At 75.0% G+C, this 14,584-nt stretch carries 9 protein-coding genes; 5 read left to right on the top strand and 4 right to left on the bottom strand.

Annotated features, from left to right (window positions below; translation table 11 throughout):
* The first annotated feature begins 147 nt into the window (after window positions 1–147).
* Window positions 148–3,870, top strand: a complete 3,723-nt coding sequence (locus HZS56_RS08995) for an AfsR/SARP family transcriptional regulator (RefSeq protein WP_216720174.1) — start codon at window positions 148–150, stop codon at window positions 3,868–3,870.
* Window positions 3,871–3,897: 27 nt separating this feature from the next.
* Here HZS56_RS08995 and HZS56_RS09000 read toward each other — a convergent pair whose 3' ends face one another.
* From HZS56_RS09000 to panB, 3 genes are all read right to left on the bottom strand, one after another.
* Window positions 3,898–4,731 (bottom strand): ABC transporter permease, encoded by an 834-nt coding sequence (locus HZS56_RS09000; RefSeq protein WP_216720175.1) that lies wholly within the window; start codon window positions 4,729–4,731, stop codon window positions 3,898–3,900.
* Window positions 4,728–5,771 carry an ATP-binding cassette domain-containing protein gene (locus tag HZS56_RS09005; RefSeq protein ID WP_216720176.1) on the bottom strand — a complete coding sequence of 348 codons (1,044 nt, stop codon included), beginning with the start codon at window positions 5,769–5,771 and terminating at the stop codon, window positions 4,728–4,730. The genes HZS56_RS09000 and HZS56_RS09005 overlap by 4 nt, the downstream gene beginning before the upstream one ends.
* Window positions 5,772–6,037: 266 nt before the next feature.
* The gene (panB, locus tag HZS56_RS09010; protein WP_216720177.1) at window positions 6,038–6,913 is read right to left on the bottom strand and encodes a 3-methyl-2-oxobutanoate hydroxymethyltransferase; all 876 of its coding nucleotides are present in this window, start codon (window positions 6,911–6,913) and stop codon (window positions 6,038–6,040) included.
* Window positions 6,914–7,210: 297 nt separating this feature from the next.
* Here panB and HZS56_RS09015 point away from each other — a divergent pair, with 297 nt between their 5' ends.
* Together HZS56_RS09015 and HZS56_RS09020 are read left to right on the top strand one after the other, a co-directional pair.
* A complete protein-coding gene (locus HZS56_RS09015; protein ID WP_216720178.1) occupies window positions 7,211–8,275 on the top strand; it encodes an endonuclease/exonuclease/phosphatase family protein in 1,065 nt (354 codons plus the stop codon).
* Window positions 8,276–8,381: 106 nt separating this feature from the next.
* Entirely contained in the window at window positions 8,382–9,611 is a 1,230-nt protein-coding gene (locus tag HZS56_RS09020) for an MFS transporter (RefSeq protein WP_216720179.1), read from the top strand.
* 303 nt (window positions 9,612–9,914) lie between these two features.
* Here the strand turns inward: HZS56_RS09020 and HZS56_RS09025 are convergent, their stop codons facing one another.
* Window positions 9,915–10,157 carry an acyl carrier protein gene (locus HZS56_RS09025; RefSeq protein ID WP_216720180.1) on the bottom strand — a complete coding sequence of 81 codons (243 nt, stop codon included), beginning with the start codon at window positions 10,155–10,157 and terminating at the stop codon, window positions 9,915–9,917.
* Between the two features lie 115 nt (window positions 10,158–10,272).
* On the opposite strand from HZS56_RS09025, the gene HZS56_RS09030 reads away from it, so the two are divergent.
* Together HZS56_RS09030 and HZS56_RS09035 are read left to right on the top strand one after the other, a co-directional pair.
* Window positions 10,273–12,264, top strand: coding sequence for a P-loop domain-containing protein (locus tag HZS56_RS09030; protein WP_216720181.1), 1,992 nt, complete (start codon window positions 10,273–10,275; stop codon window positions 12,262–12,264).
* The gene (locus tag HZS56_RS09035) at window positions 12,227–14,578 is read left to right on the top strand and encodes a WD40 repeat domain-containing protein (protein WP_216720182.1); all 2,352 of its coding nucleotides are present in this window, start codon (window positions 12,227–12,229) and stop codon (window positions 14,576–14,578) included. The genes HZS56_RS09030 and HZS56_RS09035 overlap by 38 nt, the downstream gene beginning before the upstream one ends.
* The last annotated feature ends 6 nt before the right edge of the window (window positions 14,579–14,584 follow it).

A 14,584-nucleotide genomic window follows, 5' to 3' on the forward strand; every position in this document is an offset into this window, starting at 1 on the left:
GTCGGAGGCGCGGCACCTGCGGAACGCGCGACGCGGGACTGCCCGACCGTACCGGGCGCAGGCGCACGGGGAGAACGTCTCGCGGGCGGCGCGCCGTGCCGTCGGAGCCGCGTGACCGGCTCCGACGGCAGCGGGGACAATGGTGCCGTGCGCTACCGCATTCTCGGCACCACACAGGTACTCCGTCCCGACGGCACGGCCGTCCCGCTCGGCGGGGCGCGGCTGCGCGCGCTGCTGACCGTGCTGGCCCTCCGCGCCGGCCGCGCCGTCCCGGCCGGGCTGCTGGTGGAGGAGGTGTGGGACGGCGACCCGCCCGCCGACGCGCCGGGTGCCCTGCAGGCGCTGGTCGGGCGGCTGCGCCGGGCGGTGGGGGCCCCGGCGGTGGTCTCGGCGGACGGCGGCTACCGGCTCGCCGCCGCCCCCGACGACGTCGACCTGCACCGCTTCGACCGGCTCGCCGGTGAGGGCACCCGCGCCCTCGCCGACGGCGACCCCGCCAAGGCCGCCGACGTGCTCGACGACGCCCTCGCCCTGTGGCGCGCGCCCGCCCTCGCCGACCTGCCCGACCGCACCGCCGAGGCCGCCCGCTGGGAGACCCGGCACCTGGACGTCCTGCGCGCCCGCCACACCGCCGCCCTGGACCTCGGCCGGGCCGAGCACTCGCTGCCCGAGCTGACCGCGCTGTGCGACGGCCGTCCGCTGGACGAGTCCCTCCAGGCGCTGCGACTGCGTGCCCTGCGCGACACCGGCCGCACCGCCGAGGCACTGGCCGCCTACGAGGCCGTACGCCACCTGCTCGCCGACCGGCTCGGCGCCGACCCGGGGCCCGAACTGCGCGCACTGCACGCCGAGTTGCTCGCGCCGGCGGAGCTGCCGGCGCCCGGGCGGCCGGGCTCGCCGGCGGGTCCCGGGGCCCGGGGGCCGGCGACGCCGTCCGGTACGCACCCGGACCCCGCGGCCGAGCCCGGCGGTACGCCCGTACGTCCCGGGGCGGCGTCCGGGCCCGGGACGCCCGCCCCCTCGGTGGAGCGGGCGGAGCCAGGGGCGGCCGGGGAGAGGGCGGCCGGGGAGAGGGCGGGTTCAGCCGGGCGGGCCCGGGCATCCGCGCCGGCGGAGCCCGGAGCCGCCCGTCCCGCCGGGCCGTCCCCCGCGCCGGCGTCGTCCGAGGCTCCTCCCGGCGGGCGGCCGGACGCGGCCGGTGCCGCCGGGCGGTCCCCCGCGGCCGCGCCCGGGGAGACGGCGTCCACGCCCGCAAGGACGTCCGCCGTGCCCGGCGGGGCGTTCTCCGTGTCCGGCGAAACGTCCTCCGTGCCCGCGGGGCAGCTCCCCGCGTCCGCACCCGCCCCCCGCCCCCGCGGCAACCTCCGCGCCCGGCTGACCTCCTTCGTCGGCCGGGACGCCGACCTCCGGGCGCTGCGCGACGACCTGGCGGCCACCCGGCTCGTGACCCTGCTCGGCCCCGGCGGCGCCGGCAAGACCCGGCTGTCGCAGGAGGTCGCCGAGGGCGCCGGCGAACCGGCCCGGGACGGGGCCTGGCTGGCGGAACTCGCCCCCGTCGACGACCCCGGCGCCGTACCGGAGGCCCTGCTGACCGCGCTGGGCGCCCGCGAGACCGTGATGTACGGCGCCGGTGCCGAGGAGATGCGGGCGGCCACCGCCACCGACCGGCAGGCCACCGCCGTCGAGCGCCTCGTCGAGCACTGCGGCCGGCGCCGCATGCTGATCGTCCTCGACAACTGCGAGCACGTCGTCGACGCCGCCGCCCGCCTCACCGAGGAACTCCTCGCCCGCTGTCCCCACCTCACCGTCCTCGCCACCAGCCGCGAACCCCTCGGCGTACCGGGCGAGACGCTGCGCCCCGTGGAGCCGCTGCCCGAGCCCGCCGCGCTGCGGCTGCTCGCCGACCGGGGCGCCGCCGCCCTCCCCGGCTTCCGCGTCGACGCCGACGAGGAGACCGCCGTCGCCTGCGCCGAGATCTGCCGCCGCCTCGACGGCCTGCCGCTCGCCATCGAACTGGCCGCCGCCCGGCTCCGGATGCTCACCCCCCGCCAGATCGCCGACCGCCTCGACGACCGCTTCCGCCTGCTCACCTCCGGCAGCCGCACCGTCCTGCCCCGCCAGCAGACGCTGCGCGCGGTCGTCGACTGGTCCTGGGACCTGCTCGACGCGGCCGAACGCGAGGTGCTGGGGCGGCTGTCCGTCTTCGCGGGCGGTTGCGACCTCGCCGCCGCCGAGGCCGTGTGCGGGGCCGCCGCCCTCGACGCCGTCGGCTCCCTCGTCGACAAGTCCCTGGTCGTGGCCGCGCCGTCCGGCGACGGCATGCGCTACCGGCTCCTGGAGACCGTCGCCGAATACGCCGGCGAGCGCCTCGACGAAACCGGCGACCGGGCCGCCGCGGCCCGCAGCCACCTGACGTACTACCGCGAACTGGCCCGCACCACCGACCCGTTGCTGCGCGGACCCGGACAACTCACCGCCATCGAGCGGCTGGAGCGCGAGTACGAGAACCTGCGCACCGCGCTGCGCCACGCCGTCGCCGAACGCGACGAGCAGGAGGCGCTGAGCCTGTCCCTGTCGCTGACCTGGTACTGGCAGATGCGCGACCTGCGGGTCGAGGCCCGGAACTGGTTCAGCGAGGTCATGGCGCTCGGCCCGGACCCGTTCGCCGAGCCGGGCCGTCGCGCCGAGCCGGTGTGGGAGCGGTGCACGGACGCCCCGCCGCCGATGACCGGCGAAGTGCTCGCCGAGGCCCGGCGCGGTGTCCACCTCGCCCACCTCGCCTGCATGGACACCGAGCTGGACGCCTGGCAGAACCCGGCGGCCAGGCGGAAACTGCGCCTCATCGCCGACACGTACGAACCCGGCATGCCCCAGACCTGCACCCCGCCCGGCCTGCTCTGGTTCTTCGCCGTGATGCTCTCCGGCGACATGGAGCGGCTGCGCGTGATCATGGACGCCGCCGTGCGCACCTGCCGTGAGACGCCCGGGTTCGACTGGGCGCTGGCCGGCTGCCTCCAGATACGCGCCAACTTCCTGGCCAACCGCGCCGAGTGGGCGGGGGACGCCACCAGCGACGCCGACGAGGCGCTGGAGATCCACCGCCGTCTCGGCGACGCCTGGGGCGCAGCCGAGGCGCTCTCCGCCCGCGCCGAGGCCCGCGAGCGCAAGGGCGAGTTCCGGCTCGCCGCCGCCGACTACCGGGCCGCCGCGCAGCACGCCGAACGGCTCGGCGCGCACGCCCAGGTGGACGTCCTGGAGGCCCGCCTCGGCAGCGTGCTCCTCGAGGCGGGCGACGGCGAGGAGGGCGAGCGCATCCTGACCGCCGTGATCGACCGGACGGCCGGCACCGGGCACAACGGCGCGATGCCGGCCGCCCGGCTCTTCCTCGCCGGCTGGCTCGGCATGACCGGCCGGACCGCCGAGGCACGGCTGCAACTGCGCCTGCTGCGCGAGGACTTCGCCATCTCCCACTTCATCGTCTTCGACGCCTTCATCCTCGCCGCCGAGGCCTGGATCGCCACACTGGAGGACCGGCACGAGGAGTGCCTGACCCGGATCCGGAGGTCGCTGGAGCGGGCCGACGACCCGCTGTCCGCGGCCATCGCCCCGCACATGCGCTCCGGGTACCTGACCATCGCCGCGATGGCGCTGGCCCGCGTGGAGGGCGGGCGCCGGGCCGCGGACGCCGCCCGCTGCATCGGAGCCGCCGACGCGATGCTGCCGCCGGAGCACGTCCCGATGGGCCTGGAGCGGGACGCGCGCACGCGCGCCACCGGACGCGCCCGCGACGCGCTCGGCCCCGAGGCGTACGACACCGCGTACGCCGAGGGCGCCCGGCTCTCCCCCCAGGAGGCCGTCGCCCTCGTCTGACGCCGTGCCCGGCCGGTCCGGCCCGGGTCAGGTCTTCGTACGGAACTTGTGGATGGCGATCGGCGCCATCACCGCCGTGATCGCCACCGACCAGCCCAGCGTGATCCACAGGTCGTGCGCGACGGGGCCGCCCACCATCAGTCCGCGCGCCGCGTCGGCGAGCGTGGACAGCGGGTTGTAGTCGGTGAAGGACTGCAGCCAGCCCGGCATCGACTGCGTCGGCGCGAAGATCGACGACCCGAACTGCAGCGGGAAGAGCACCATGAAGCCCATCGCCTGTACGGACTGGGCGTTCTTCAGGACGACGCCGAGGGTGAGGAACACCCACATGATCGACGAGGCGAACACCGCGGACAGGCCCACGGTCGCGAACAGCCCGGCCCAGTGGTCGATGTCGAAACCGACCAGGACGGCGACGACCATCAGCACCGCGGTGGCGAACAGCATCCGCGCCATCTCGACCGCGATCTTCGCGAAGAGCACCGAGCCGCGCCCGATCGGCAGCGAGCGGAAGCGGTCCATGACACCGGAGTTGAAGTCCTGGCTGAAGCCGGTGCCGACGCCCTGCGAGAGGGTCATGCTCATCATCGCGATCATGCCGGGGATCACGTACTGCACATAGCCGTCCTGCCCGCCGCCCAGGGCCTGGCCGATCGACCCGCCGAAGACGTACACGAACAGCAGGGTGAAGACGATCGGCATCAGCAGCGCGTCGAACATCGACTCCGGGTCCTGCCGGATCCACAGCAGGTTGCGTCGGACCAGGGCGCCGGTGTGCCGCACATGCGCGCGCAGCGAGATCCGCGCGTCGGGGGTGAGGGCGGCGGCGGGAGCGGGTGCGGTGGTGGTGGCGGCGCTCATACGGCGACCTCCTCGCGGGCGTCGTCGGGGGCGCCGTCGGTGGCGGGCGCGGGGTCCTGCGGGGCACTGGCGCGGTGGCCCGTGAGGGACAGGAAGACCTCGTCCAGGCTGGGCAGTTCGGTGGTGACGGAGGAGACGGTGATGCCGCGCGCGGTGACCGCGCCGACCACGGCCGTCAGCTGCTCGTCGCTGAGGATCGGCACCAGGACGGCACCGCGCTCGGGGTCCACCGTGGTGCTGGCGAGCCCGGTGATGCCCAGCTCGTCCAGGTAGGCGGCGAGCGGCCGCAGTTGGAGCGGGTCGGCCGGGCGGACCCGCAGGGTGCGGCCACCGACCTTGGCCTTCAGCTCCTCGATGCCGCCGCCCGCGATGACCTTCCCGCGGTCCACGACGGTCAGCTCGGAGGCGAGCTGCTCGGCCTCCTCCATGTACTGGGTGGTGAGCAGCACGGTGACGCCGTCGCCCACCATGCGCTTGACCTCGTCCCACACCTCGTTGCGGGTGCGGGGGTCCAGGCCGGTGGTGGGCTCGTCCAGGTACAGGACGGACGGGTGCCCGATCATCGAGGCGGCCAGGTCGAGCCGGCGCCGCATGCCGCCGGAGTAGGTGGCGGCGGGGCGCTTGCCGGCCTCGGTGAGCGAGAACCGCTCCAGCAGTTCGTCGGCGCGGGTGCGGGCGTCCCGGCGGGACAGGTCGAGCAGCCGGCCGATCATGTAGAGGTTCTCCCAGCCGGGGAGCTTCTCGTCCACGGAGGCGTACTGCCCGGTCAGCCCTATGACCCGGCGCAGCTGCCGCGGCTGCCGTACGACGTCGTACCCCGCGACGTGCGCCCGGCCCGAGTCGGGGGTGATGAGGGTGGACAGGATGCGCACGAGGGTGGTCTTGCCGGCGCCGTTCGGCCCGAGCACGCCCATCACGGTGCCCTCGCGCACATCCAGGTCGACGCCGTCCAGCGCCTTGGTCTCGCCGTAGTGCTTGACCAGCCCCCGCACGGTGACCGCGCTGTCCGCGGCCCGGGGGATGTCGTCGATTCGCTTCATGGCCCCAGACGATGGCAGGGGCCACCGACAAACGACCGACATCCCGCCGACACCGGCGCCCGGCGGCCTGTCGGCACCGGCGACCGGTGACCGGCGGCACACCGACGTCCCGCCGACGGGGCGGAGCGGACGCGGAGGCCGGGGAAAACCACCGGCCCCGCCGACGGGGGAAGATCGGCGGGGCCGGTGTCCTACCGGGATGGTCTCCTGAGGCGCCCGGGGCCGGCGCCCGGGGCCGGCCCCGGGTACGGGCCCGGGGCGGTGTCCTAGTGGACGGCGTGCTCGTCCTGCGGGAACGTTCCGCCGACGACGTCCTCCGCGTACGCCTTCGCCGCGTCGCCCATGACCTTGCGCAGGTCGGCGTACTGCTTGACGAACTTCGGCACCCGGCCGCCGGTCAGCCCGAGCATGTCGGTCCACACCAGGACCTGCGCGTCGGTCCCGGAGCCCGCCCCGATGCCGACGGTCGGAACGTGCAGCGTCCGCGTCACCTCGGCGGCCAGCTCGGCCGGCACCAGCTCCAGGACGACCGCGAAGGCGCCCGCGTCCTGCACCGCCTTGGCGTCGCGCAGCAGCTGCTGGGCGGCCTCCTCGCCGCGCCCCTGCACCCGGTACCCCATGGAGTTGACGGACTGCGGGGTGAGGCCGATGTGCGCCATGACCGGGATGCCGGACTCCACCAGCAGTTCGATCTGCCGGTGCGAGCGCTCGCCGCCCTCCAGCTTGACGGCTCCCACGCCCGCCTCCTTGACCAGCCGGGTCGCCGAGCGCAGCGCCTGCACCGGGCCCTCCTGGTAGGAGCCGAAGGGCAGGTCGCCGACGATCAGGGCGCGGCTCGTGCCCCGGACGACGGCGGCCGAGAGCATGGTCATCTCGTCCAGCGTGACGGGCACGGTGGTCTCGTAGCCCAGGTGGCAGTTGCCCGCGGAGTCGCCGACGAGCATGACCGGGATGCCGGCCTCGTCGAAGACGGACGCGGTCGTCGCGTCGTATGCGGTGAGCATGGGCCACTTCTCGCCGCGCTCCTTGGCGGCGGTGATGTCCCGTACGGTGATGCGACGGTTGATCCTGCCCCCGTACAGCGCCCTGCTCCCGTCCCCGGGGGTGTGCTGCGGCGTCTGGGCAGCCGAAAGCTGCGTCATGGCAACGGCTCCTTCATGTCATCTCGAGGCGCCCTCACGGCGTCCCCGGATCCCTTCCATGGTGGCACTCCGGACGGCCCGTCGGCTAGGGGGAGCCAGGGGGCGTACATCTCGGGCGAAATATGATCGTTCCGTTACGGAATCGACCTTCGCGGTTCCGCCCGGAACTCCGTCGGGTGGTCCGTACGTCGTCGTGCGCGTACGGCCGTCCGAAGGCGGCAGGATCGGGACCGATCATCCCCTATGGTGCTGAGTCACAGGGGGCGACGGTGGCACAGCAGGTTGTGAGGCAACGGTATGGCGCAGCAGGCGTACATGACGGATACGGACAGCGGTGACCCGGATCCCGAACGCCGGGAGTCCCGGATGCGGTCCCTGATCCGGCGCCTGTTCGTCCGGGCCGTCAGCGGCTGGCGCGGCGACCGGCGGATCTGGCTCCGGGGCCTGGTCACCGCGGTAGTGGCCCTGCTCCTGTCGGCGGTCATGGCGGGCCACGCGCACATCCCGAACGCCATAGGGAACCTGGGCAGCCTCACGGAGACCTTCCTGCCGTGGTTCGGTCTGCTGATCCCCCTCCTGCTGGTGATCGCGCTGGTCCGCAAGTCGGCGACGGCGCTGATCGCGCTGGTGGTGCCGGCGACGGTGTGGATGAACCTCTTCGGGGGCCTGTTCTTCGACAAGACCGGCACCGGCGGCGACCTCACCGTGGCCACGCACAACGTCAACGCCGACAACGCCGACCCGTCGGGCACCGCCCGCGCGGTGGCCGCCGCCGGTGCGGACGTGCTGGCCCTGGAGGAACTGAAGTCGACCGCCGTACCGACGTACGAGAAGGCGCTGGAGGAGAAGTACCCCCACCACGAGGTCGTCGGCACGGTCGGGCTGTGGAGCAAGTACCCGGTCAGTGACGTCAGGGCCGTCGACATCCGGATGGGCTGGAAGCGGGCGATGCGGGCCACCGTCACCACCCCGTCCGGACCGGTCGCGGTGTACGTCGCCCACCTGCCCTCCGTACGGGTGAAGCTGGAGGCGGGCTTCACCGCCCGGCAGCGCGACCGGAGCGCCGCCGCGCTCGGCGCGGCCATCGAGCACGAGAAGCTGCCGCGCAAGATCCTCCTCGGTGACCTCAACGGCACGATGAACGACCGCGCGCTCACCGCGATCACCTCCCAGATGCGTTCCCCGCAGGGCGCCGTGGGCGGCGGGTTCGGCTTCAGCTGGCCGGCCTCCTTCCCGATGGCCCGCATCGACCAGATCCTGGTCAGCGGTCTCGACCCCACGGCCAGCTGGACCCTCCCGGCCACCGGGAGCGATCACCTGCCGATCGCGGCGCGTGTGAAGGTGGACACAACGGCTTCCTAGAATTCGTCTGCGGAATACCTGCCCTGAGAGCCTTTGTTCCGTACGGGAACATACAGTCCCCGCGTCCCCTCCCGTACGCACTCCGCTCTCGAAAGGCTCGCCCCTCATGCCCCTGGCCCTGCTCGCCCTTGCCGTGGGCGCCTTCGGCATCGGCACCACCGAGTTCGTGATGATGGGCCTGCTGCCCGACGTCGCGGACGACCTGGGCATCTCCATCCCCGGCGCCGGCCACCTCGTCTCCGCCTACGCGCTCGGCGTCGTGATCGGCGCCCCGCTGCTCGCGGCGGCGACGACGCGGATGTCCCGCCGCGCCGTGCTCATCGCGCTGATGGCGCTCTTCGTGGCCGGCAACGCCCTGTCCGCCGTCGCCCCCGGCGAGATCTCCCTGCTCGCCGCCCGCTTCGTCAGCGGCCTGCCGCACGGCGCCTTCTTCGGTGTCGGCGCGGTCGTCGCCACCGGCATGGTCGCGCCGGAACGCAAGGCCCGCTCCGTCTCCATGATGTTCCTGGGCCTCACGGTCGCCAACATCGTGGGCGTCCCCGCGGCCACCGCCGTCGGCCAGCAGCTCGGCTGGCGGGCCGCCTTCCTCGGCGTGAGCGCGATCGGCGTGGCGGCGATAGCGGCCCTTGCCGCCCTGATCCCGCGCGACGGCGCCCCGGCCCCCGCCACCGGCCTGCGCGGCGAACTGGCCGCCCTGCGCTCCCTGCCGGTCTGGCTGGCGCTCGGCACGACGGTCGCCGGGTTCGGCGCGCTGTTCGCCGCGTACAGCTACATCACGCCGATGCTCACGGACGCCGCCGGCTTCGCCGGGACCAGTGTGACGCTGCTGCTCGCCCTGTTCGGCGTCGGTGCCACCGCGGGCAACCTGCTGGGCGGGCGCCTGGCCGACCACTCCCTGCGCGGCACCCTCTTCGGCGGACTCGCGTCCCTCGTCGTGGTCCTGGCCCTCTTCCCGCTCCTGATGCGCACACCGGTCACCGCGGCCGTGTCCGTGGCCCTGCTCGGCATGGCGGCCTTCGCCACCGGTTCCCCGCTCCAGCTGATGGTGATGGAGAAGGCCGCCGCGGCCCCGTCCCTCGCCTCCTCGGCCAACCAGGCCGCCTTCAACCTCGCCAACGCCGGCGGCGCCTGGATCGGCGGCCTCACCCTCGCGGCGGGCCTCGGCACCACCTCCCCGGCGACGGCGGGCTCGGCCCTGGCGGTCCTCGGCCTGGCGGTCGCGGCCACGGCGTACGCGGTCGACCGCCGCAGGGGCGGCACCGCTGTGGCGCACACCCGGGAGCGCGTGGTCGCGGGGCACGTGCCCCAGGACGACGAGGTCACCGTGCGGCGGTGACCGGAGGGCGGGCGGGGGCGCCGTGCGGCGCGCCGGAGTCGTGCGGTGTGCCTGTGCCGCGTCCGGCGTAACTGGAGTCGCCTGGCCTGCCCGTGCCGTGCGGTGTGCTTGTGCCGTCCGGCGTACCGGAGCCGCCCGCCTGTGCCGTCCGGCGTACCGGAGCCGCCCGCCTGTGCCGTTCGGTGTGCCGGAGTCGCCGGGCGTACCAGTGCCGTCCGGCCCACCGGGCCGTCCGGAAACCGGTGTTGACGGGCGGGGCCCGGAGGAACGGGCGGGGCCCGCACGAGGTGCCCGCCCGGCCCGTCACCCCTGCGCCGCCTGGATGTGGGCCACCGCGTCGCCCACCCGTACGAAGGCCGCGGCGTCGGGCCGTGGCACCCGGAACTTCTGCTCGATGTGTGCGGCGATCAGCCGCATCGTCGCCGCGTCGGCCCCGAGGTCCCCGGCGAACCGCGTGCCCAGCTCCACCGACGCGGTCGGCACCCCCGTCTCCTCGTTGAGGATCTCGGCCAGGCCGTCCAGGATCTCCCACTCGCTCAGCGCCATCTCAGGGCACTCCCGTCCCGTCGAGCACCGGGAGAACGGCCCCGCACGCGTCCGCCCGCGTGGATGTCCGCAACCCCGGTTCCATGCCGCCACCGTACTGACATAATCGCCTACCGTGACGACACGGACGCGTGGTTCAGTCTTCTCGGTCGGCATCGACTACGCCGACGGCCCGCACCCGCACCTCCCCGACGCACCGTCCGACGCGCGCCTCCTGGAAGCCTTCTTCAGCGACTGGGGCTTCCACCCGCTCGTCGAGTGCTGCCTGCTCTCCGACGCCACCGCCCGCGCCATCACCGACTCGCTGGAACGCTGGGTGGACACCGCCCGCGACGAGAAGCGGGCGGCCAAGGTCGTCCTCTACCTCGCGGGCCACGGCAGACTGCACAACGGCCGCCACTACGTGCTCGTCGCCTCCAGCCCCGAGCGCGCCCCCTACTTCGGCAGCAAGGCCATAAGCGTCGAGGACCTGGTGCAGGCGATCCTCAACAGCGGCGCGCTCTCCGGCCTCATCCTCCTGGACACCTGCTACGCCGGATTCGCCGCCCACGAGGTGCAGCAGGCCGTCGACCGCGCCGCCGCCGCCCACGGCGGACCCGGCATGGACCTGGCCGTCCTCGTGCCGTCACTGCACCACGAGCGGTCGTACAGCGGGCTGTTCGTCAAGGGCATGCTCGAAGCGCTGCGCGCGGGCTCGCGGGGCGGACACTGGAACGACGGCGACGAGTTCGTCACCCTGCTCGAACTCCGCGACGAACTCCGGCTGAGGCTCAGCGACGACCAGTGCGCGTACGTCGCCGGACGCGACGGGATGAAGATCGTCCCCAACCCCCGCTACCGCGCCCACGCGGCCGACCGGGCGGTGGAGCTCGGCGCGCTGCTCGCCGACCTGCCCGACGCGGACCGTGAGCACTTCCTCAGCAGGGCGGCGAGCGCTGACGCCGGGGACGTCGGCTGGTACTTCACCGGGCGGGAACGGCTGACGCGCCGGGTGACCGAGTGGCTGTCGGGCGACGACCACGGCGTACTCGTGGTGACCGGGCCGCCCGGCTGCGGCAAGTCGGCCTTCCTGGGCCGCATGGCCGTCCTCGCCGACCACGCCTCGCAACCCGCCTGCCGGGTCCTCGGACTCCTCGACGACGACCGGGCACGGCCGCCCGTGGGCAGCTTCGACGCGGTCGTCCACCTCAGGAACCGCCGTGCGGAGGAGGTCGCCCGCGACATCGGCGACCAGCTCGGGCTCGACCTGTCCGGGTCCACCAGCCCGCCCCGCGACCTGATCACGCTGCTGAGCGACGAGCGACGCGCGGTGACCGTCCTGGCCGACGCGCTGGACGAGGCCGAACAGGACGACGACGTCTACATCGCCCGGGACGTGCTGCGCGCCCTGGCGGGCCTGCCCGGCTGCCGGGTCGTCGTCGGCACCCGGCGGGACCGGGACGGGCGGCACGATCCCGACGCCCGCGACCTGGGCCCGCTCATCGACATGCTGCGGCCGCGCCGCGCCCCGCTGACCGTCCTCGACCTCGGCACCGACGACCACACCGACCGGGACATCGAGCGGTACGTCGAGAACCGCCTCGGCCGGCGGGGCGTCACCGGCTGGCCGACCCCGCGGCGGCGCCGGGCGGCGGCCCGCGCGGTCGCGGCGCAGGCCCGGCGGGTGTTCCTGTACGCGCGGTTCGCGATGCGCGTGCTGGAGGGCGTGAGCGAGACGGTCGTGGACGAGCCCGGCTGGGAGCGGCGGCTGCCCGCGGACGTGGGCGACGCCGGTCTGCACCGGGTCTTCGCCGAGGACCTGACCCGCTTCGACGACCCCACCCTGGTCCGCGAGGTCCTCACCCCCCTGGCCTTCGCCCGGGGCAAGGGTCTGCCGCGCCGGCAGATCTGGCCCGAACTCGCGGGCGCGCTCGCCGCCGACCGCTCGGGCCGCGCCTACAGCGCCGCCGACGTCTCCCGGGTCATCCGCGAGGCGGGCTGGTACCTGATCGAGGGCACCGAGGACGGGCAGGCGGTGTTCCGCCTCTACCACCAGTCCATCGGCGACTACCTGCGCGGGGAGGTGAGCGGTGGAGGAGGACACCGACGCCGAGGCGGCGATCGTTGAACGCCTGCGTTCGCTGGCCCGGCTGGACGGTTGGGACCGGGCCAACCCGTACACGGCCCACCACCTCGCCGCGCACGCCCGGGCCGCCGACCGGCTGCCGGAGCTGGGCAGCGACCTCGGCTACCTCGTCGCCGCCGAACCCGACGGCCTGGCCGCCGCACTGGGCACCGGCCTGGACCGTGAACTCCCCGACGCCGCCCGCCTGTACCTGAGATGCGCGCACGCGCTGCGCGGCCTGACCACCGCGGAACGCGCGGCCGTCCTGACGCTCACCGGGTCCCAGAACGGCCGGCGCGTCGACCTCACCGCCCCCCGCGCCGCCCCCTGGTGGCCGCGCTGGGCCCGCTACCGGCCGACGCCCTACCACAGGGTGCTGGAGGGACACCGGGGCAGCGTACGGGCCGTGGCCGCCGCCGAGGTGGACGGCAGGCCCGCCGCGGTGACCGGCGGAGCCGACCGCACCGTCCGCGTCTGGGACCTCGCCTCCGGCAGCACCCTGAGGATCCTGGAGGGCCACACCGGTGCCGTGCAGACCGTCGCCACCGGAGACCTGGACGGTGCGGCGGTGGCCGTGTCCGGCGGCGACGACGGCACCCTGCGCCTGTGGGACCTGTCCACCGGGCGGCTGCTGCGGACCCTGACCGGCCACACCGGCTGGGTCGCCTCGGTGGACATCGGCCGGGTCGACGGCCGCCCCGTGGTAGTCAGCGCCGGTTCCGACCGCACCGTCCGCGTCTGGGACCTCGACCGCCTCGCCGCCCGCGATGCGAATGTGGGTACGGATACGGGCACGGATGAGGGGCACGACGCCCACGACGCCCACGACGCCCACGGTGCCCACAGCGCGGACGGCGCTCCCGCCGCGGAGGACGCCGTACGCGTGCTGCACGGGCACACCGGCGGCGTACGCACCGTCTCGCTGGGCACGGTCGGCGGCCGGACCGTGCTGCTGACCGGCGGTGCCGACCGCACGGTACGGCTCTGGGACCCCTCCGACGGCACCCAGCTCCGCGTGCTGACGGGGCACAGCGGCTGGGTGCTGGCCGCCCGGCTCGCCGAGGCCGGGGGGCGGACGGTGGTCGTGAGTACCGGCGACGACTGGGACGTGCAGTTCTGGGACGCCGCGGACGGCACCCCGCTCCGGACCGCCGACGGGCACAACGGGTGGGGGCGCTGCGTGGCCGTCGCCGCGCCCGACCCCGGCGGGCCGGTCGAGCACGCCGTCCTCACCGGCGGCGCCGACCGCACGGTGCGCATCTGGGACCTGCGGACCGGGGAATGCGCGCAGGTGATGGACGGTCACACCGGCCAGGTCCGGTCCGTGGCGGTCTCCTCCGTCGACCACTGGCCCGTCGCGCTGACCGCCGGTGACGACGCGACCGTCCGGGTCTGGGACCTGCGCGGCGCGCAGGAGCCGGACCCGCCGGCCGTGCACGGCCAGTGGGTGCTGACCGTGACCGCGGGCGAGGCCGGCGGCCGCCCGGTGGCCGTCTCGGGCGGGACGGACCGTACCGCCCGCGTGTGGGACCTGGCGGACGGCAGCCCGCTCGCCGTACTGCGCGGGCACTCCGGCTGGGTCGGCAGGGCCGCGTGGGCGGTCCTCGACGGGCGGCCGGTCGTCGTCACCAGCGGCGCGCACGCCGAGGTACGGGTGTGGGACGTGGCGGACGGCACCTGCCTGCGTGTCCTGGCGGGCCACTCCAGCTCCGTGCTGGCCGTCGCCACCGGCACGGCGGCCGGCCGCCCGTACGCGGTGACGGCGGGCAACGACGCCACGGTCCGGGTGTGGGACCTCGCCGACGGCCGTGCGCGACACGTGCTGACCGGCCACACCGGCGGGGTGCGCACGGTCGCCACGTCCGTCGCCGGCGGCCGCCCGGTCGCCGTCACGGGCGGCACCGACGGGACCGTACGGGTGTGGGACGTGGTCCGGGGCGAGCCGGTCCACCTGCTGGCCGGGCACGAGCAGTGGGTGCGCGAGGTCGCGGTCGCGGAGGCCGAGGGCCGCCCCGTCGTCGTCAGCGCCGGCGACGACGGCACCGTACGGACGTGGGACCTGACCGAGGGACTGCCGCTGGACGTGCTGGAGGGGCACACCGACGCCGTGCTCGCCGCGGCGGCGGGACGGGTGCGGGGCAGGCCGGTGGCCGCCACCGCGGGCAACGACGGCACCGTACGGGTCTGGGACCTCACCGACGGCCGGCACCTGCGGATCCCGCTGACCGGCTGCTACGGCCTCGCCGTCCACGACTCGACCCTGCTGGCGGCCACCCACCTCGGGGTGTGCGCCGTGGACCTGCTGGCCCCGCCCTGACACAGG

This window comes from Streptomyces mayonensis (genome assembly GCF_018982965.1).
Lineage (GTDB): Bacteria > Actinomycetota > Actinomycetes > Streptomycetales > Streptomycetaceae > Streptomyces > Streptomyces mayonensis.